Raw genomic sequence first — 17,146 nt, forward strand, 5'->3', positions numbered from 1 at the left:
CAGCGACGCCCTCAACGGACGACCGCTCAGCGGCTCTTCCGCAGCCAGGCGAGGAGCGCCACGAGCGCGACCGGCGCCCCGACCGCCACCTTGACGGCCGCCTTCGTGGACAGCCAGGCGAAGCCGGGGGTCCACCAGTCCAGCCACCACCCCAGCAACAGGGCCAGCACCACCACCAGGGCAGTGCACACCACGGACACCGCTATGCGGGCGGCCCGGCTGCCGGACTGCTCCCCGCTCTCCCCCACGCTCATACGTGCGATCGTAGCGGGGCGGGAGCAGCCGTCCGTGCCGTCAGGTGACGATCTCGCCAGGCAGGACCGGACGCCGGCGGCCGTGCCGGGTGGCGGCCTCGTACGCGGCGCCGACCTGGAGTACGGCCAGGTCCGCACGCGGCGGGCCGACGATCTGGAGCCCCACCGGCAGCCCCTCGGGGGTGAAGCCCGCCGGCACGGACAGCGCGGGCACACCGAGCACGGACACGAAGTAGGCCGACCGCATCCAGTCGATGTACGTGTGCTGCGGCTGCCCGTCGACCACGGCCGGGTACTCCAACTCCGCATCGAACGGCGCGACTTGCGACACCGGCGCCAGCAGCACGTCGTACCGGGCGAAGAATTCCACGGCGCGCAGGTGCAGCCGCGCCCGTTCCGCCGTGGCGCGCGCGAGGTCGGCCCCGGTCAGGCGGCGGCCCTGCTCGATGTTCCACACCAGACTCGGCTTCAGGGCGTCGCGGGACGCGTCGAGCACCGCGCCGAGCGCGGCATCGAAGTGGTGGGCCCGCAGCGTACGGAAGACGTCGTCGGCCCCGTCCAGGTCCGGGCAGTCCTCCGCGACCCGGCAGCCGAGCTGCCGGAACACCTCCACCTGCGGCTCCAGCACGGCCCGTACGCCGGGGTCGACCGGCACCCGGCCGCCCAGGTCCGGTGTCCAGGCCACGCGCAGCCCGGTGAGATCGCGCGCGGGCAGCTCGCGGAACGTCGCACCGGGCGCCTCCAGACTGACCGGGCAGCGCGGGTCCGGTCCCGCCATGACCGACAGCAGCAGCGCGGCGTCGGCGACCGTACGGGCCATCGGGCCGGGCACGGTCAGCGTGTCCCACGGGTTCCACGCCGGGTACGACGGCACACGGCCGGGCGTGGGCCGCAGCCCCACGACGTTGCAGAAGGACGCGGGGTTGCGCAGCGAGCCGCCCATGTCGCTGCCGTCGGCGAGCGGTTGCAGCCCCGCGGCCAGGGCGGCAGCCGCCCCGCCACTGCTGCCGCCCGCCGAGCGGCCCAGGTCGTACGGGTTGCGGGTCACCCCGAAGACGGGGTTGAACGTGTGCGAACCGGCGGCGAACTCGGGCACGTTCGTCTTCCCGATGCGGATCGCCCCGGCGGCCTCGATGCGCTGGACGAGCAGCTCGTCCTCGTCCGGAACGGTGTCCGCGTACAGCGGCGAGCCCTGGGTCGTACGCATGCCCCGCGTGAGGTGGGTGTCCTTGAAGGCGATGGGCAGGCCGTGCAGCACCCCCACCTCCGCACCCCGGGCCAGCCGCTCGTCGGCCGCCGCCGCAGCCGCTGCCGCCCCCTCGGGGTCGAGCGTGACGATGGCGTTGACCTGCGGACCGACCCGCTCGATGCGGTCGAGATGGGCCTGTACGACCTCCCGCGCGGACACGTCACGGCGACGGATGCGGGCGGCGAGGCCGGCCGCGTCGGCATAGGTGATCTCGGTGTCACCGGTCATGCCCGCAAGCCAACACCGTCCAGCAGCGCCCCGACCACCCCCCGGGCCCGCCCGACGGCTTCCGTGTCGCCCGTCCGCACACCGCGCGCCCACACCTCCGCGGCGTCCAGCGCGGCGAGCGCCGGCAGCGCGTACCGCTCCGCGTCCGTCAGCTCCCGCCCGTAACCGCGCAGGAAGGCGGCGCGCAGGGCCGGATCGCCCGGGTACGCGCCGCACGTCACCCGTACGAGGTCCTCGGCCGCGCAGCCGAGCCGCGCCCGCGCGAAACCGGCGAACGCCAGGCGCCGGCCCGCCGCGTCCCACAGGAAGTGGTGCTCGCCGACATCGCCGTGGAGGAAGCCCGCGGGCAGCGGCGGGAGCAGGGGGAGCACCGCGGCCCGGTCGAGGACCAGCCGCCGCTCCGCCGCGTCGAGCGCGCCCGCGGCCGACAGGGCGGCCACGTGTTCCTCGGCGGCCGCCTGCCGGGTGTCGGCCCACCGGTCCGCGCCGCCCGCCGGGCCCGCCGCGCCGCACGCGTCGTGGAGCCGGCGCAGCAGGCCGCCCGCCTGCCGGTACAGCTCCGTACGGCCGGCACGGCCCAGGGCGGCTCCGGAGGCACCGGCCCCCGGCGCGGCGGTGAGCAGCAGTGCGAGCCGGCCGGGGTCGCTGTCGACGAGGACGGGCGCGTGCGCGTGGCCGAGGGCGGGGACGGCGTGTCGGTACGCGTGCGTCTCGCGCGTGTAGCAGGCCGCGGACGGCGCGGTCTTGAGGAAGAACCGGGCCGCGTCCGCGCGCGTCAGCTCCCACACCCGGGCGCCGTCCGGCCGCCACGAGACGTTGCGGACCGCGGTGATCTCACCGCCGGCCCGGCGGCGGGCCCAGGCACCGATGCCGGTCGGGACGGATCGCATGGTTCCTCCTCGGTTGACGCCGGTGCGGGCGGGCGCAGACCAGCACGAAGCCCTCGCACCGGCCACCGTACGAGCCACCGCGCCGGTCACCCGAACCGGGGACCGGATGGCCGGAAGTCGGCAGCGCCGACCCGACGCCGCTCCTATCAAGTTATACAGTTGCGCAATCCAGCAAGTTAACCGCGCACATCGACGGCCGCACCGCGCGACCTGCGCCGATCCGCCGGGGGGACCACATGCCAGGCACCGACTTCCTGCGCCGCACCGAGGAGGCCGCCGCCTTCGAGCAGGCCCTCGACCAGGCACTCGGCCTCCCGGAGATCAGAGAAGCACTGCAACGCACCCCGGACGCCCCCCGCCCCGGACAACTGCGCCGCCGGGCACACCGAGAACGCGCCACCCTCTGCGCCACCGCTGCCGCCGAATACGAGACATACGCCCGGCTGCGCGCCCAGGCGGAGTCACACACCCCGGCCGGCTCGCCCCCGGACACCCTGCCTCCGGCCTCCCGCGCCGCGACCGACCCGTCAGACTCCGGCGGCCTGCTCCCCGCCCTGGCCGTCCTCGTACCGAGCCTGGGCGCGGTGGCCGCGGTCCTCTTCCTCGCGATCGGCTTCGGAATGCGCCTCGTCAGTGCCCACCGCCAGTTCGCCGACGAGCTGGTGTACGCGGGCTGGCTCGCCGCGGGCGTCGCGGCAGCGGCAACCGTGGCCGACCTGGTCTGGCTCCTGGCAACAGCAGCCCGCAACCGCCCGACACCCCCCACGAACGCCCACCCGGCCCCCACCCCGGAAACCGACCTGGCACAGGCCCGCGCAGCCTGGCACCAGGCCCTCCTGGAACGCGGCATCCTCCCCTTCCTCCTCACCCACCTCCAACCCCAAGCGCCACACCCTCCCACCTCTCCGACTCCCACCCGGCCCGGCTACTCCGCTCCTGAGTACGGGAGGCCGGAGTACGGCCGACCCGACTACGCGAGCCCCGGGTACGACAGTCCCGGATACGACAGCCCCGAGCACTCCACGGCGAAATCACCGCACTGACTCGGCAGCAACCCCTAGTTAGTAATGGGACCCATTTTCATATAGCCTCGGCGTCATCGCCCGGTGCGGTGCGCCGCGCGGCCCGTGTCCGCGCGCCCGTACCCCGTCCACCCCTGGAGAGGTTCCGGACCATGGCCGTCCCCAAGCGGAAGATGTCCCGCAGCAACACCCGCCACCGCCGCGCCCAGTGGAAGGCCCGCACGCCCGCCCTGGTGCCGGTGACCGTCGACGGGTCCGTCTACCAGGTCCCGCGCCGCCTGGTGAAGGCGTACGAGCGCGGCCTGCTGCGGCCGGAGGACTGACCGCCATGGACCGGCGGACGTCAGCGGCCCCCGGGTCGCCAGGGCGGCCCGGCCCGCTGCCCGTCACCGTGCTCTCCGGGTTCCTCGGCGCGGGGAAGACGACCCTGCTCAACCACGTGCTGCACAACCGGGCGGGTCTGCGGGTCGCGGTGATCGTCAACGACATGAGCGAGGTCAACATCGACGCCGCGCTGGTGCGCGGCGGCACGGCCGCCCTGTCGCGCACCGAGGAGCGGCTGGTCGAGATGGCCAACGGGTGCATCTGCTGCACCCTGCGGGACGACCTGCTGGAGGAGGTCGACCGGCTCGCGCGCGAGAGCCGTTTCGACTATCTGCTCATCGAGTCCAGCGGCATCTCCGAGCCGATGCCGGTGGCCGCGACCTTCGCCTTCCCGCGCGACGACGGTGCGACGCTGGGCGAGGTGGCCCGGCTGGACACCATGGTCACCGTGGTCGACGCCGTCAACTTCCACGCCGAGCTGGCGGGCGGCGACGGTCTCGCCGAGCGCGGTCTGGCTCCGTACGAGGACGACGAGCGCACGGTCAGCGACCTGCTCGTGGACCAGATCGAGTTCGCCGACGTCATCGTCGTCAACAAGCTGGACCTGGTGGACGAGGAGCAGGCGGCGCGGCTGCGGGCGGCGCTCGGGCGTCTCAACCCGGCCGCCCGGATCGTGCCCGCCCGGCACGGCCGCGTGGCGCCCGCCGAGATCCTCGGCACCGGCCGCTTCGACCTGGAGCGCGCCCAGCAGGCGCCCGGCTGGGTCATGGAGCTGAACGGCGACCACGTACCGGAGACCGAGGAGTACGGGATCTCCAGCACCGTCTTCCGGGCGGCGCGGCCCTTCCACCCGGGACGGCTCTGGTCGTTCGTCACGGAGGGGATGGACAGCGGCGCGTACGGGGACATCCTCCGGTCCAAGGGGTTCTTCCGGCTCGCCGGCCGGCCTCTGGTGACCGGCCTGTGGTCGCAGGCGGGCTCCGTCGCGCGCTTCGAGCCGTCGGGGGCCCACGACCCGGCCGAGGACGACCGCCCCGGCGACGCCCAGGAACTGGTCTTCATCGGTACCGGGCTGCGGGCCGGAGCGCTGCACGCGGCCCTCGACAGCTGCCTCATCACGGAGGCCGAAGCACGTACCGAGTCGTACGGCAGCGACCCGTTCCCGGTCTGGGAGACCTACGGCGTGGCCGACACCTGCGAGCACGAGGGCGAACCGGCATGGGCGGCCGGCTGACCCGGCAGCGCGCCTCCGTCCTGCGCGTGCTGACCGCGTGCCAGGACTTCGTGTCGGCCCAGGAACTGCACGTACGTCTGGTGACCGCCGACATCCCCGTCGGGCTGTCCACCGTCTACCGCACCCTGCGCGACCTGGAGCGGGCCGGGCGGCTCGACGTCGTACGGGACGAGGCCGGCGAACGTCTGTACCGGCCGCGCCCCGCCGACGGCCACCGGCACTACCTGATCTGCCGCCGCTGCGGGCGCAGCCGCCCGCTGGACTCCGATGTGGTGGAGCGCTGGGCGGACCGGGTCGGCGCGGAGAGCGGCTACAGCGCCGTCGAGCACACCGTGGAACTCAGTGGCATCTGCGCCCGTTGCACCGGGGCGTGCGCGTAGCCGGGACGCGCGTGCGGGCCGACGGCTGCTCCCGTGGCCACGGAGCGTCCCAGGGGCGCACAAGGGGGCGCACAAGAGGCGTACCGGGGGGCGTACAAGGACCGTCGAGAAAATTCCGTCCCTTCGGCAACCCCCGCCCCCGCCGCACGTCGTGACGGGTGAGGGCGCCATCCGGCGCCGCCCCGCCGATCGTGGAGCAGCCACTGTGAACGACTCCCGTACCTCCGCCTCGTCCCCCTCGTCACCCCTGTCCGCCACCTCGTACGCGCTCACCGGCCGCGCCGGGCGGGCGGCCCTCGCCCGGGTGCGCAGCGCCGTGGCCGCCGGCCTCCTGGTGACGGTCGCCCTGCCCGCGCTCTCCCTGACCGGTACGGCGCACGCCGAGGAGCCGGCCCCCGCGCACAAGCCCACCGCCGCCGCGCCGAAGGAAGCGGACCACGCCGACCGCAAGCCGTCCCCGGTCCCGTCCCACCCGTCGGCCGCGCAGCCGAGCGCGGTCCCGTCCCACCCGTCCGCCGCACGGCCGAGCGCCGTCCCGTCGCACGCCTCCTCCGCGCAGCCGAGCGCCGCGCCGGCGCCGGCCGGTCCCCACTCCGGCCGCGCCGAGCCCTCGCTGCCGCCGGGCCAGGACGCCGACGCGGCCCGGCCCGCCCCCGCGCCCGCCAAGGACGAGCTGGCCAAGACGGGTGCTTCGACCACCACCAACGTCGCGCTGGGCGCCGGCGCCGCCCTGCTGATCGCCGTGGGCGGCGGCGCCGTCTACGCTGCCCGTCGCCGCCGTACCGACTGAGGCCCCCCGCACCCTCCCCGACGGCCGAGGAACCGATGCAGTTCACCGCCGCCGCGCGCCTCGCCCCGGTACGGCCCGCCGCCGTACCGGGGCCCTGGCGCGCCCTGCGCCGGCGCCTGCTCCTGCGTGGCGCCCGCTCCGCCGTGGACGCCCGCGGCACCGTTCCGCCGCCCACCGCGTACGGACCGCCGCCCGCGGCCCCCGCCGGAGCCCCCGGCGACTGCTCGGGCCCCACCATCACGGACCTCTACCACGCGCACCGGCTGGCCATGGTGCGGCTGGCGGTGCTGCTGGTGGACGACCGGGCCACCGCCGAGGACGTCGTCCAGGACGCGTTCGCGGCCCTCTACAAGCGGCACGGCGAACAGCTCGACGAGGTCGACAACGCCCTCGCGTACCTGCGCACCGCCGTCGTCAACGCGGCCCGCTCGGTGCTCCGGCGCCGGCGTACGGCCCGCGACTACACGCCCCCGTACGAGGCGGACGCGCCGTCCGCCGAGGAGCGCATCGTCCTCGACGAGGAGCACCGCGAGGTCCTCGCCGCCCTCGGCCGGCTGACCGCCCGCCGCCGCGAGGTCCTCGTCCTGCGGTACTGGGGCGAGCTGACCGAGGCCCAGATCGCGGCGACCCTGGGCATCAGCCGCGGCTCGGTGAAGTCGATCGCCAGCCGCGCGCTGGACTCCCTGGAGAAGATGCTGGAGGCGGAGACGTGACGGAGCGGGAGTCCGGGGTTTCGGGGGCGGATGGGGAACGGCCGGGCGGGGGCCGGCGAGAGGTGGGGGCCGACGGGCACCGGGCGGGCGCGGGCATCGGCGGGGGCCAACGAGATATGGGGGCCGACGGACACCGGGCGGACCCGGCCACCGACGGGCACCGGCCGGACGCAGCGATCGACGGCCATCGGCCGGAAGCGGGCGCCGCGCCGGATGTCTCTCTCCGAGAGCGTCCGGTCGAGGCGCGGCTGCGGGCCGCCTTCGCGGCGCGCGCCGGGCAGATCGACGTCCGGGATCTGCGGCCCGCCGCGCCGCCCGGTCCCCACCTGCGCCGCGTCCCGTTCCTGCGCCGTGTGCCGTTCGCGGGACGGCCGCTGCGGCGCCTCGTCCTACCCCTGGCGGCAGCGGCCACCGTGACCGCTGCCGCCGTGGGCTACCTGATTCTCGCCCCGGAGACCCCCACGCCGCCGCGCCCCGCGCCCGCCTCGTCCCCCAGCCCCGTACCGTCCCGCCCCACCCCTTCACCGTCCTCCCCCACGCATACGCCCAGGCCCAGCGCCTCCGCCCCGCAGCCCTCCGCAACACCCACGCGCCCCGGCGCCGCACCCACGCCCACCGCGCAGCCGGGGAGCCTGACCCCGGACGCGCGGCCCGGCAGGCCGTCCGGGGACACCACACGGAAGAACGCGGACCGGCAGCCGTCCGCGTCCCCTTCGGACGCGGCGGACCACTCCCCGGATCACTCCACGGACCACTCCGGTTCGGCGACGCCCAGCCGGGCACCAGCGGGTCGCAAGCCGCCGATCACCTCGCCGGGCCGCTGAGCGGGCGGCCGTACCACCACACCCCCGCCCACGGCCGCCCGGCGCGACGAGCCGTACCTCGTTCGTGTCGAATTCACCCGCGCCACACAGTTCACGGGCTTTGCGGAATTTCCGCACTCTTTGCGGGTCCGCCGGGCCCGCGTCACCGCCTCGCTCACGCGCCCCGTTCCGGCTCCCGCGCCCCGGGCGGCGTTCATTTCCGGCCGTCCTCGGGAGCACGTTGCGCCACTTTCCCCGGCCGGTGCCCGCCTTCCCCCGGCCGCGGCCACCCCGCGGCCGCCCCACGCCCACCGTGGCCGCACGGGACGCGCACCACCCTCCGCACCCCGTTCCCGCCCCCGTCTCCCGCGCACCGCGCTCCGGAATTGCCATCCTTTGTCGCCTTCGCTCTCCGTCCGCATGGCTGCGCCCGGAGCCGGTGGCCCGGTAGGCTTTCCGTGTGATCTTCAAGCGCATCGGAAATGGGCGGCCGTACCCGGACCACGGCCGGGAGAGCACCCGCCAGTGGGCGGATGTCGCCCCCCGCCCGGTACGCCTTGACCAGTTGGTGACGACCAAGCAGCAGCTCGACCTGGAGACGCTGCTCGCCGAGGACTCCACCTTCTACGGCGACCTCTTCGCGCACGTCGTGAAGTGGCAGGGCGACCTCTACCTGGAAGACGGGCTGCACCGCGCCGTGCGCGCGGCCCTCCAGCAGCGCCAGGTGCTGCACGCCCGCGTCCTGGAACTGGGCTGACGCCCGCGCCGGACACCACCCGACACGGCGCCGCCTCCCCGATCGGCGGAGCGTATTGGTCCTTTCGGGTGGGGTCTCGCGCCACGCATTGATCATTTAGTAGGCATGGGCCGTGCCCCGCACTACGCTGCGGACATGAGCATGCTGACGCCCCCCGGCATGGGCGGTAAGAAGTACCGCATCACGGGCGACAGGTATCCGCGGATGCGCCGCCCCCGTCACCGTCGGCGGATCGCCCTGGTGATCACCGCCGCCGTCTGCGCCCTCACCCTGGCCGGGTGGGGCACGCTGCAGCTCATCGATGTCTTCGGCGGCAAGGGCGGTACGGCCCAGGCCGCGCAGGACAAGAAGAAATGCCCCGGCCCGGGCGGTGCGCAGCAGGCCGGCGCGATGGCGTCCTCCGGTACGGGCAAGCCGTTGCCCAAGCCCGCCGACGTCACCGTCAACGTCCTCAACGCGACGGCGCGCGGCGGCCTCGCCAAAACGACCGCCGACGAGCTGAAGAAGCGCGGCTTCAAGGTCGGCAAGGTGGGCAACGCCCCGCCCGCCTACGACAAGAAGGTCAAGGGCGCGGGCGTGCTCCTGGGCGCGCAGACGACGTCCGAGGGCGGCCGCAAGGTGCTGGGTACGCAGCTCGAAGCCGCGGAGTCCAAGACGGACACCCGTAAGACCGGCGACGTCGACCTGATCATCGGCGACACGTTCAAGGCGCTGGCCGAACCGGCCGCCGCCCAGAAGTCGCTCACCGCGCTGACCGCACCGTCCAAGGCGGACCCGCACTGCCGGACCTGAGGGGCGCATCGGCCGGGCGGGCCTGAGGGGGCACACCGGCCGGCCCTGATGGGGGCGACGGCCGGCCCGGGACAGCCCGGACCGGGCCGGGACGGCCGGACCGGCGGGACAACCCGGCTCGGCGGAACAGCCCGGACCGGCGGAACAGCCCGGCCTGGAACCCAGTCCTGGGGCCCAGCCCCAGGGGCACGGCCCGCTCCGCGCGGGCCCGCCCCGGACTACGAACCCTTCCTCAGCCCGCCGTGCCGTACATCCGGTCGCCCGCGTCGCCCAGGCCGGGAACGATGTAGCGGTCGGCGTTCAGGCGCTCGTCCACGGCCGCCGTGACGACCGTCACCGGCGCGCCCGCCAGCTCGCGCTCCATCACCTCGACGCCCTCGGGAGCGGCCAGCAGGCAGATCGCGGTGACGTCGTCCGCACCGCGGTTGATCAGCTCCTGGATCGCCGCGACCAGCGTGCCGCCGGTGGCCAGCATCGGGTCCACCACGTACACCTGGCGGCCCGAGAGGTCGTCCGGCATGCGCGTGGCGTACGTGTGGGCCTCGTACGTCTCCTCGTTGCGGACCATGCCCATGAAGCCGACCTCGGCCGTGGGCAGCAGCCGGACCATGCCGTCCAGCATCCCCAGCCCGGCGCGCAGGATCGGCACGACCAGCGGGCGGGGGTGGGAGAGCCGCACACCGGTGGTCGCCGTCACCGGTGTGTCGATGTCGACCTGCTCGGTCCGCACATCGCGGGTGGCCTCGTACGCGAGCAGGGTGACCAGCTCGTCGGCGAGACGCCGGAAGGTCGGGGAATCGGTGCGCTTGTCGCGCAGGGTAGTGAGTTTGTGCGCCACCAGCGGGTGGTCGACGACGTGGATCCGCATGACATCGACAGTAGCCGAGGTCAGGAGCGCCGGCGCCCGCCCGTCGGCGCCGGGCGGGCCGGGAAACGGATTCCGACGCATTGGCATCGACCCACCGCTCCGGGGGAAAGTGGGCACAAACGCCCGGTCTGTCGCACCGGCGCCGGGCACGGACCTCGTCCCAAGGCGGTGTACGGCGTGCCCGACGGGAATGGGAACGGAAACGGAACCGGCCGCGACGGCGGACACACCGGCGTCGGCGACAGCCCGGGCAAGAACACGGGCCGACGCCGGACCGGCAGGACAGCCGGAAAGCGCGGGCGGGCCGGGGCGGCGGCCCCAGCGGCCCGCACCGGAAAAGCTGCCGCCGCCCAGGCAGCCGACGCTGCCACCAATCGGGAAGCCGACGCGCGGGACATCGCCGTACAGGCGATCTCCGTACGGGAAACGGACGCCCGGGAAGCCGACGCCCGGGAAGCCGACGCCCGGGAACCCTCCGTACGGGAAACCGATGCGCGCAGCCCCAGCACCCGGGCCACCAAGCGCACCGGCCACCGGGACACCACCGACCGGGACACCACCGACCCCGACACCACCGACCGGGACGCCAACGCCCAGGACATCGGCGACGGAGCCACCGGCGGCGAGAACGACGCGGCGCGCCGGCGTCGGCGCGCCCAGTTCCTGCGCGACCTCAACGAGGCCAAGGAACTGCGCGACCGCGTCCAGCCCCGCCGCGCCCGGGCGGCCCGGATGCGCCAGGCCATGAGAATGCGCACGTTCCGCTGGTAGCCGAACGCCTCTCCAGCCCCCTCAGAACCTTCCGCCACACAAGACGTGAGCCACATCTCTCGGAACGGCCGCACGACGCCACGCCGAAGACCCCGCGCAATCGCGTTGTTTCTGCCACGATTCCGATGGGCGGGGACCTGCGGCGCCAAGGCGTCACCCCGTCCGACCCGGCACGCCTATGACCAGTGGGAGAGTCACGGTGTACTTCGCCGCACTGCTCGCGCGCACCGAAGACGGGTGGGAAGCGAGCGACACGGAGCTCGACAATGTGGAGACCCTGACCGATCTGGCCGACCTGGCCCGTGAGGCCGCGGTCGACGACGACACGGTGGTGGCATACATCGAGCAGGAAGGCACGTGGTTCGGAGTCGTCCGCGTGGACGGCGAGGACGATCCGCGGATCTTCGTCTCGAACGCCGCCGCCGCCGCCCGCAGCTCGTACGGTGCGATGCTCACCGACGAACTGCTCGGCCGCGACGAGGAAGGCACGGACGACCTCGACAGCCTCGACCTGGACGGTACGGAGGACGGCGAACCCGACCCGGCGGACGGCGGGAGCGAGGGCGAGGAGACGGTCCCGGCCGCCGATGCCCAGACGCCGCCGCCCGGCCCGCTCGGCGACCCGGACCTGCTGGCCGACCTGGGCATCGGCGAGAAGGAGCTGCTCGCACTCGACACCGACGCGCTGTCCGAGATCGCCGACTCCCTCGGCTGCACGGACGTCCTGGAGGCCGTGAGGTAACGCCCGTCACGGACACTGGGAGGCATGACCGCCCCTTTGCCCGACCCCCTCCGCCCCACGGCGCCCGACCCGCTGCGCGATCCCTGGACCACCGCGATGCGCCGGGCGCTGGACGAGGCCGCCCTCGCCCCCGGGACCGGTGACGTCCCGGTGGGCGCTGTTGTGCTGTCCGCGGACGGCACGGTGATCGGCACCGGCCGCAACGAGCGCGAGGCGACCGGCGACCCCACCGCACACGCCGAGATACTCGCCATCAGGGAGGCGGCCCGCACCCTGAACACGAACCCGTCGCTCGGCGGGGGGGCCTCGCTCAGCGATCCCATTCGGGGTGGTGGCGGGCGACGGGCGGGAGAATGGCGGCTGACCGGCTGCACGCTCGTAGTAACCCTTGAGCCGTGCACCATGTGCGCCGGCGCCATCGTGCTGTCCCGCCTCGACCGCGTCGTCTACGGAGCGGCCGACGAGAAGGCCGGAGCCGCCGGCTCCCTCTGGGACGTCGTACGCGACCGCCGCCTCAACCACCGCCCCGAAGTGATCACCGGCGTCCTGGCCGCCCCCTGCGCCGACCTCCTGACCACCTTCTTCCGCTCCCGCTGACCCCCGCACATCCGCTCCACCGGATACCGATTTCGGCGTACGGCCCACCGTGGGCTAGAGTTCCTCTCGGTAGCGTGTCCGAGCGGCCGAAGGAGCGCGCCTCGAAAGCGCGTGAGGGGGCAACTCCTCCGTGGGTTCAAATCCCACCGCTACCGCTCGTAAACACCCCTCCGATCTGCGGGAACGCGATCGGAGGGGTGTTTTGCGTGTTGCAGGTGCAACACGGTGGGTGCCCGGCTTCCGCTGTGATGACCGTTGGCATGTCTCCTTGCCCACACGGTCATCCACGGCACGGGCCGTTCCCCGGATGTATCCAAGGAGCCCGCGGCGGCGAAGGCTGCGCTGGCATCCGGAGGCAAAACGGCATGGGAGCACCCGGCCACCCGCCGGGCGTGGTGCCGTACCGCGATGTTCCGGTGTGCTGTCCTGGTGGCCTGGCTGCTGGGTTTTCCCGTGTGGCTTTTCGCCGTCGTCATGACGCCGGCCTGGCTGTTGGTGCTGTGGCTTCCAGTGCTGTGTGTCGGCATGTGGTATGCCCTGCTCGCAGTGATTGCGGCGGCCTCCCTGACAGGAACACGTCGGGTGCTGCGCGTCTACCCGTGGCAGGTGGGCATCGCCGAGGCCAAGCCGGAGAAGAACGGCAGTACGCAGTTTGTCGTGCCGGACCCGGAGCGGCCGGAGAAAACCGTGAGTCTCGGCTACGGCGGTCTGATCGGGACCAGGGGGCACTTCTGGGTACGCGCGGTGAAGTCCGGACGGGTCACCGAAGCCTGGTTCGCAGGCGACCCCCGGTACCTGGGCGTCGTCGCGGCTCCTGGGCCGCGGCATCTCCTGGGCGTCGCCCAACGGGAGGCGACGGACGCCCGGATGTCTCCCCGCAAGAAGGGCGTCAGTCCTGAAGCACGAGCGCCGGCACGTGCCGCCGGAGCGCGGGTCGGGGCGGACTGACCACACCGTACGCATCCATCGGAACAGCACTACGGGAAGGCTGCTGGGGTAACGGCGAATCGGCACCGAGGTACAAGGGGCCCGACAGGACCCGAACAGGACCCGGTGCCGTGGGAAGGGTTTCGGACATAACTCAGCGGCCGTGTTTTGCCCTGGGCGCGCCGAGGCAGGGGGAACGGGGGTATGCCATGACGCGTGAGGGCACGGTGATCGCCGATCGCTACCGGCTTGTCGAACAGCTCGCCGTACATGGGAGCCCGGGTCGTACGACTTGGCTGGCCCATGACGAGGAGTGCCGGTACGACGTCACGATGACCGAGGCCGCCCTGCAGCCCTCGGCCGCAGGGGACGGCCCCGACGTCGCGGCCTGGGTCACAGCGGTGCGTGACGAGATCCGTCTCGTGAGGCGCCTCGATGAGCACCACCGCAGTGTTGCCGTACATGACTGTGTGGCACACGGGAGGAGTCTGTGGATCGTGTCCGGGTACGTCCCGGGCGCGGTCGATCTCGGCTCCCGCATCGAGTTCGGCGGCGGCCTGCCGCCCGAAGAAGTGGCTCGTATCGGCCTGGAAGTACTGGACGTGCTGTGCGCGGGCCACTTCCTGGGCGTCATTCATCAGGCGCTGTGTCCGCCGGCAGTGCTGCTCGTTCCCGGCGGTGGCGGCGAAACCTGCGGCACGGTGCTCGTGTCCGGGTACGAGATCGGAGCAACGAGCCGGACAGAGCCGGTACGCCTCCGCTCCTCCGGCAGGGCCCGTGCCCCCCCCCCCCCGCCCGACCCTCTGACCTGCGACAGCAAGCCCTGCCCTCACACCCCGAATGCGTATGATCGATCATTCAAGTGTGGACCAGGGCAGGCGCGGCATGCCGGCGAGCCCAGGCAGTACAGGTGCCGGGCCCTATCGGTGACAGGGGGGTAGCGACGCGATGACGGCCGGAGGGATGGCGCCCGGGGTGGTGCTCGGTGTCGGGGGTGAGGGGGTCGTCGAACCTGTCATCGCCGCGTATGCCGAGGCGTTGCGGGCGGTGGCCAACCCACTCGTGCTGGACGAGGAGCTGTGGCAGGGGTGTGAGCGGCAGGCCCGGGCGATCATCGCGGACTGTCTGCGGTCGCTGGGGGACGAGGACGCCGAGGGCGGGCGCGGGAGTCTGGATTCCGACGCGGAGTTCGCGTCGATGGCGCTCGGGGCCCGGCGGGCGTTGCAGCGGGCGTCGTCCGACGACTCGGTGGCAGCGGCGCACATCCTCTTCGACGTGGTGCTGAAGAGCCTGCGGGGGCTGGCGGACGGCCTGCCGCAGGACGAGCGGGTGCCCCGGCTGCTGCGGGCCGTCGAGACGCTGCACGCCAGCATCAAGATCCGGGTGCGCGCCGCGTTCATCGGCTACGACGCGTTCATGGCGCACAGTGTGGACGCGGCCAACTCCGCCGAGCAGTCGCGGCTCGCCGGCGACATCCATGACCACATCGGCAGCAACCTGAGCCTGGTACTGCGGTGTCTTGAGCTGCACGAGATGGAGGCGCGGACGGGCATCACCGAGGGCTCCGGCCGGGACCGGATCGGTGAGGCGAAGCGGGCGCTGGAGGAAGTGATCTGTTTCGCCCGGGAGCTGGTGAGCGGGTTGCGCTCGGGCGGGCCGGGGCCGGGGCTGCGTGCCCGGCTGGAGGAGTACGTCGCCACGCTCGGTTCCGGGGCTTCGGGCCTGGAGATCGACGTCCGGGTCAACGGGGGCGAGAGCTGGCTGCCGGCCCGGTACCAGGAGGAGATCTTCCTCGTCGTACGGGAGTGTCTGTGGAACGCGGTCACCCACTCCGGGGCGACCGCTCTTTCCGCAGAGGTGAACATCACGCCGCATGTGGTCACCGGTCTCGTCGAGGACAACGGCAGGGGCTTCGACACCGGCCCGGCCGCGTCCGGGGAGAGCGGCGGCAGCGGGCTCGCCTCGATGCGGCAGCGGATCAGGGCGCTGGACGGCGCGCTGTCCGTCGTGTCACGGAAGGGGCTGGGCACCCGGGTCCATCTGCGGGTGCCGAACCCCGCCAGGCCGGCCGAGCCCGGGAACGCCCATGCCTGGTGACCGGGACATCCGGGTACTGGCGTCCGATGATCACTGCCTGCTGCGCTCGGCGCTGTGCGAACTGCTGGACATGGCCCCGGGAATAACGGTCGTGGGACAGGCCGACGACGGCCCGTCCACCGTGGCGCTCGCCACCGCTCTGCGCCCCGATCTGGTGCTGCTCGATGTGGAGATGCCCGGTTCCGGGCCGCATGCGACGCTGGGCGAGCTGCTGCGTGCCGTACCCGGAGTGCGGGTCGTGGTGCTCACCATGCACAGCGACCGGGCGCTGGTGGACTCGCTGCTGGCCGCGGGGGCCGCCGGGTTCGTGCACAAGGGCGTCGATCAGGACGCGCTGGTTGCCGCGATGCGCAGTGTGATGACGGGGGGTAGGGTCACCTGCCTCCAGGGGGCGGGCGCGGGCTCTGCGTCCCCCGTGGAAGAGCCGTCGGGCCTGCTCACCGCGCGTGAGCGCGAGGTTTTGGAGTGTGTGGCCAAGGCCATGAGCAACCGGCAGATCGGACGGCGGCTCGCCATCACCGAAGGCACCGTCAAACGGCATCTGCGGAACATCTTCGGGAAGCTGGGTGCCACCTCCCGGCTCGATGCGGTGAACAAGGGATTGGGCAGGGGGCCGGCCGAGCTTCGTAGGACGGCAGGGTAGGAGGCCCTACCCTGCCGCTCCACGACGCGGGCTCACGACGCCCGCGGGTACCCCTCGTTCCGGAGCAGCTCCGCCACGTCGAGAACCGACCGCCGCTCGTCCTCCGCGCTCCCTGGCCGGGCCGGCAGCAGCGGTACGGCCGTGCTGCCGCCGCGGCGTACCGCACGGTGCCGGCGGGCCAGGGTGGTGAGGTTCTGGCCGGGACCTGCCTCGACGAGGATGTGGTCACCGGTGGCCAGCAGCCGGTCCAGGGCGGGCCCGAACCGGACCGTATCGGTCAGCTGGCGCGCCCAGTAGCGGGGGCTGGTGGCGATCTCGTCCGTCATGAGCTCGCCGGTGTAGCCGGAGTGGACGGGGAACGCCGGCGGGCTCAGCCGTACCGTCCGGAACGCGGCCTCGGCGGCCTCGGCTGCCTCGGCCAGCGCCGGCGAGTGGAACGGCACGGTGGCCGGTACGGGGGCGACGGAATAGCCGTCGGCCCGGAGCTTCTCGCTCACGGCCGCCAGGTGGCCGGTCGTACCGGCCAGCATGGTCTGGCGCTTGGCGTTGACCGCGGCGATCGCCACATCGCCCGTCAGATAGCGGCTGAGCTCCTCCGCACCGCCGACCACCGCGATCATGCCGCCGGCCGGGGCGCCGCGCAGGTGGCCGACGCGCTCGTGCACCATCCGTACGGCATCGGCCAGGCCGATGACCTCGGCGAGCACCGCGCCGACCAGCTCCCCGGCGCTGTGGCCGAGCACCACGGCGGGGCGTACGCCCCAGCTCCGGACCATCTGGCCGAGCGCGTATTCCACGGCGAAGAGCAGCGGCTGGGCCCGTCCCGGGGCGTCGATGCTCGCGTCGGGGGCCTCGCTGAGCCAGTCGGCGCGCACCGCGTGCCCGGCGTCGCCCAGCGGGGCGAGGGCGGCGTCCATGGCCTCGGTGAACACCGGGTCGTGGCGGTAGAGGCCGGCGGCCATCCGTACGTGCTGTGAACCCTGGCCGGGGAAGAGCAGCGCCACCGGGCGCGGCGCGCCGCCCTCGCCGGAGGGGGCCTGTGCTGTCAGGGACATCCGAACTCTC

20 protein-coding genes and 1 tRNA gene are annotated in these 17,146 nt (G+C 73.5%); 16 read left to right on the top strand and 5 right to left on the bottom strand.

The genetic code is table 11. The annotated features are described in order from the left end of the window. Positions 1 to 26: 26 nt before the first annotated feature. The 3 genes from ACH4FX_RS06160 to ACH4FX_RS06170 are packed head-to-tail and all read right to left on the bottom strand — an operon-like array spanning position 27 to position 2,621. Positions 27 to 254 carry a hypothetical protein gene (locus tag ACH4FX_RS06160; RefSeq protein ID WP_398475659.1) on the bottom strand — a complete coding sequence of 76 codons (228 nt, stop codon included), beginning with the start codon at positions 252 to 254 and terminating at the stop codon, positions 27 to 29. 40 nt (positions 255 to 294) lie between these two features. Continuing rightward, positions 295 to 1,731, bottom strand: coding sequence for an amidase (locus ACH4FX_RS06165; RefSeq protein ID WP_398475661.1), 1,437 nt, complete (start codon positions 1,729 to 1,731; stop codon positions 295 to 297). Further along, positions 1,728 to 2,621, bottom strand: a complete 894-nt coding sequence (locus ACH4FX_RS06170; RefSeq protein WP_398475663.1) for a phosphotransferase — start codon at positions 2,619 to 2,621, stop codon at positions 1,728 to 1,730. The genes ACH4FX_RS06165 and ACH4FX_RS06170 overlap by 4 nt, the downstream gene beginning before the upstream one ends. Before the next feature lie 236 nt (positions 2,622 to 2,857). Here ACH4FX_RS06170 and ACH4FX_RS06175 point away from each other — a divergent pair, with 236 nt between their 5' ends. The 9 genes from ACH4FX_RS06175 to ACH4FX_RS06215 all read left to right on the top strand — a co-directional run bounded on the left by ACH4FX_RS06175 (position 2,858) and on the right by ACH4FX_RS06215 (position 9,436). Beyond that, positions 2,858 to 3,664, top strand: coding sequence for a hypothetical protein (locus ACH4FX_RS06175; RefSeq protein ID WP_398475665.1), 807 nt, complete (start codon positions 2,858 to 2,860; stop codon positions 3,662 to 3,664). A gap of 131 nt (positions 3,665 to 3,795) precedes the next feature. After that, positions 3,796 to 3,966 carry a 50S ribosomal protein L32 gene (gene rpmF, locus ACH4FX_RS06180; protein WP_398475667.1) on the top strand — a complete coding sequence of 57 codons (171 nt, stop codon included), beginning with the start codon at positions 3,796 to 3,798 and terminating at the stop codon, positions 3,964 to 3,966. 5 nt (positions 3,967 to 3,971) lie between these two features. After that, on the top strand, positions 3,972 to 5,201 hold the full coding sequence (locus ACH4FX_RS06185; RefSeq protein WP_398475669.1) for a GTP-binding protein: 1,230 nt from the start codon (positions 3,972 to 3,974) through the stop codon (positions 5,199 to 5,201). After that, on the top strand, positions 5,186 to 5,581 hold the full coding sequence (locus ACH4FX_RS06190) for a Fur family transcriptional regulator (protein WP_398475671.1): 396 nt from the start codon (positions 5,186 to 5,188) through the stop codon (positions 5,579 to 5,581). The genes ACH4FX_RS06185 and ACH4FX_RS06190 overlap by 16 nt, the downstream gene beginning before the upstream one ends. Positions 5,582 to 5,786: 205 nt before the next feature. Beyond that, positions 5,787 to 6,371 (top strand): LPXTG cell wall anchor domain-containing protein, encoded by a 585-nt coding sequence (locus tag ACH4FX_RS06195; protein WP_398475673.1) that lies wholly within the window; start codon positions 5,787 to 5,789, stop codon positions 6,369 to 6,371. A gap of 35 nt (positions 6,372 to 6,406) precedes the next feature. Next, positions 6,407 to 7,084: an RNA polymerase sigma factor gene (locus ACH4FX_RS06200; protein WP_398475675.1), complete on the top strand. Its 678-nt coding sequence runs from the start codon at positions 6,407 to 6,409 to the stop codon at positions 7,082 to 7,084. Between the two features lie 116 nt (positions 7,085 to 7,200). Continuing rightward, on the top strand, positions 7,201 to 7,908 hold the full coding sequence (locus ACH4FX_RS06205) for a hypothetical protein (protein ID WP_398475677.1): 708 nt from the start codon (positions 7,201 to 7,203) through the stop codon (positions 7,906 to 7,908). A 439-nt stretch (positions 7,909 to 8,347) separates the two neighbouring features. Continuing rightward, positions 8,348 to 8,644, top strand: a complete 297-nt coding sequence (locus ACH4FX_RS06210; protein WP_003986294.1) for a type II toxin-antitoxin system VapB family antitoxin — start codon at positions 8,348 to 8,350, stop codon at positions 8,642 to 8,644. A 135-nt stretch (positions 8,645 to 8,779) separates the two neighbouring features. Continuing rightward, a complete protein-coding gene (locus tag ACH4FX_RS06215; RefSeq protein ID WP_398475679.1) occupies positions 8,780 to 9,436 on the top strand; it encodes a LytR C-terminal domain-containing protein in 657 nt (218 codons plus the stop codon). A 232-nt stretch (positions 9,437 to 9,668) separates the two neighbouring features. On the opposite strand, the gene upp is transcribed toward ACH4FX_RS06215, so the two are convergent. Then, a complete protein-coding gene (gene upp, locus ACH4FX_RS06220; protein ID WP_398475681.1) occupies positions 9,669 to 10,304 on the bottom strand; it encodes a uracil phosphoribosyltransferase in 636 nt (211 codons plus the stop codon). Between the two features lie 177 nt (positions 10,305 to 10,481). Here upp and ACH4FX_RS06225 point away from each other — a divergent pair, with 177 nt between their 5' ends. The 7 genes from ACH4FX_RS06225 (at position 10,482) to ACH4FX_RS06255 (ending at position 16,081) form a co-directional block, all read left to right on the top strand. After that, on the top strand, positions 10,482 to 11,075 hold the full coding sequence (locus tag ACH4FX_RS06225; protein ID WP_398476435.1) for a response regulator: 594 nt from the start codon (positions 10,482 to 10,484) through the stop codon (positions 11,073 to 11,075). Positions 11,076 to 11,274: 199 nt separating this feature from the next. Next, entirely contained in the window at positions 11,275 to 11,817 is a 543-nt protein-coding gene (locus tag ACH4FX_RS06230) for a hypothetical protein (protein ID WP_398476392.1), read from the top strand. Positions 11,818 to 11,841: 24 nt separating this feature from the next. Further along, positions 11,842 to 12,414: a nucleoside deaminase gene (locus tag ACH4FX_RS06235; RefSeq protein ID WP_398475683.1), complete on the top strand. Its 573-nt coding sequence runs from the start codon at positions 11,842 to 11,844 to the stop codon at positions 12,412 to 12,414. A 68-nt stretch (positions 12,415 to 12,482) separates the two neighbouring features. Further along, positions 12,483 to 12,569, top strand: a tRNA-Ser gene (locus ACH4FX_RS06240). A 274-nt stretch (positions 12,570 to 12,843) separates the two neighbouring features. Beyond that, positions 12,844 to 13,362, top strand: a complete 519-nt coding sequence (locus ACH4FX_RS06245) for a hypothetical protein (RefSeq protein ID WP_398475685.1) — start codon at positions 12,844 to 12,846, stop codon at positions 13,360 to 13,362. Between the two features lie 927 nt (positions 13,363 to 14,289). Continuing rightward, entirely contained in the window at positions 14,290 to 15,438 is a 1,149-nt protein-coding gene (locus ACH4FX_RS06250; protein WP_398475686.1) for a sensor histidine kinase, read from the top strand. Then, positions 15,428 to 16,081, top strand: a complete 654-nt coding sequence (locus tag ACH4FX_RS06255) for a response regulator (protein WP_398475688.1) — start codon at positions 15,428 to 15,430, stop codon at positions 16,079 to 16,081. Before ACH4FX_RS06250 ends, ACH4FX_RS06255 begins: the two co-directional genes overlap by 11 nt. Before the next feature lie 32 nt (positions 16,082 to 16,113). Here the strand turns inward: ACH4FX_RS06255 and ACH4FX_RS06260 are convergent, their stop codons facing one another. Next, positions 16,114 to 17,136 carry an acyltransferase domain-containing protein gene (locus ACH4FX_RS06260; protein ID WP_398475690.1) on the bottom strand — a complete coding sequence of 341 codons (1,023 nt, stop codon included), beginning with the start codon at positions 17,134 to 17,136 and terminating at the stop codon, positions 16,114 to 16,116. Between the last annotated feature and the right edge of the window lie 10 nt (positions 17,137 to 17,146).

Source organism: Streptomyces sp. NPDC018019 (assembly GCF_044327805.1).
GTDB lineage: Bacteria > Actinomycetota > Actinomycetes > Streptomycetales > Streptomycetaceae > Streptomyces.

Bases quoted from the DNA above. Each gene is read 5' to 3' on its own strand.
- ACH4FX_RS06170 (WP_398475663.1), bottom strand. From the start codon at position 2,621: ATGCGATCCGTCCCGACCGGCATCGGTGCCTGGGCCCGCCGCCGGGCC.
- ACH4FX_RS06200 (WP_398475675.1), top strand. From the start codon at position 6,407: ATGCAGTTCACCGCCGCCGCGCGCCTCGCCCCGGTACGGCCCGCCGCC.
- ACH4FX_RS06175 (WP_398475665.1), top strand. From the start codon at position 2,858: ATGCCAGGCACCGACTTCCTGCGCCGCACCGAGGAGGCCGCCGCCTTC.
- ACH4FX_RS06185 (WP_398475669.1), top strand. From the start codon at position 3,972: ATGGACCGGCGGACGTCAGCGGCCCCCGGGTCGCCAGGGCGGCCCGGC.
- ACH4FX_RS06215 (WP_398475679.1), top strand. From the start codon at position 8,780: ATGAGCATGCTGACGCCCCCCGGCATGGGCGGTAAGAAGTACCGCATC.
- ACH4FX_RS06190 (WP_398475671.1), top strand. From the start codon at position 5,186: ATGGGCGGCCGGCTGACCCGGCAGCGCGCCTCCGTCCTGCGCGTGCTG.
- ACH4FX_RS06255 (WP_398475688.1), top strand. From the start codon at position 15,428: ATGCCTGGTGACCGGGACATCCGGGTACTGGCGTCCGATGATCACTGC.
- ACH4FX_RS06165 (WP_398475661.1), bottom strand. From the start codon at position 1,731: ATGACCGGTGACACCGAGATCACCTATGCCGACGCGGCCGGCCTCGCC.
- upp (WP_398475681.1), bottom strand. From the start codon at position 10,304: ATGCGGATCCACGTCGTCGACCACCCGCTGGTGGCGCACAAACTCACT.
- ACH4FX_RS06260 (WP_398475690.1), bottom strand. From the start codon at position 17,136: ATGTCCCTGACAGCACAGGCCCCCTCCGGCGAGGGCGGCGCGCCGCGC.
- ACH4FX_RS06160 (WP_398475659.1), bottom strand. From the start codon at position 254: ATGAGCGTGGGGGAGAGCGGGGAGCAGTCCGGCAGCCGGGCCGCCCGC.
- ACH4FX_RS06235 (WP_398475683.1), top strand. From the start codon at position 11,842: ATGACCGCCCCTTTGCCCGACCCCCTCCGCCCCACGGCGCCCGACCCG.
- ACH4FX_RS06250 (WP_398475686.1), top strand. From the start codon at position 14,290: ATGACGGCCGGAGGGATGGCGCCCGGGGTGGTGCTCGGTGTCGGGGGT.
- rpmF (WP_398475667.1), top strand. From the start codon at position 3,796: ATGGCCGTCCCCAAGCGGAAGATGTCCCGCAGCAACACCCGCCACCGC.
- ACH4FX_RS06205 (WP_398475677.1), top strand. From the start codon at position 7,201: ATGGGGGCCGACGGACACCGGGCGGACCCGGCCACCGACGGGCACCGG.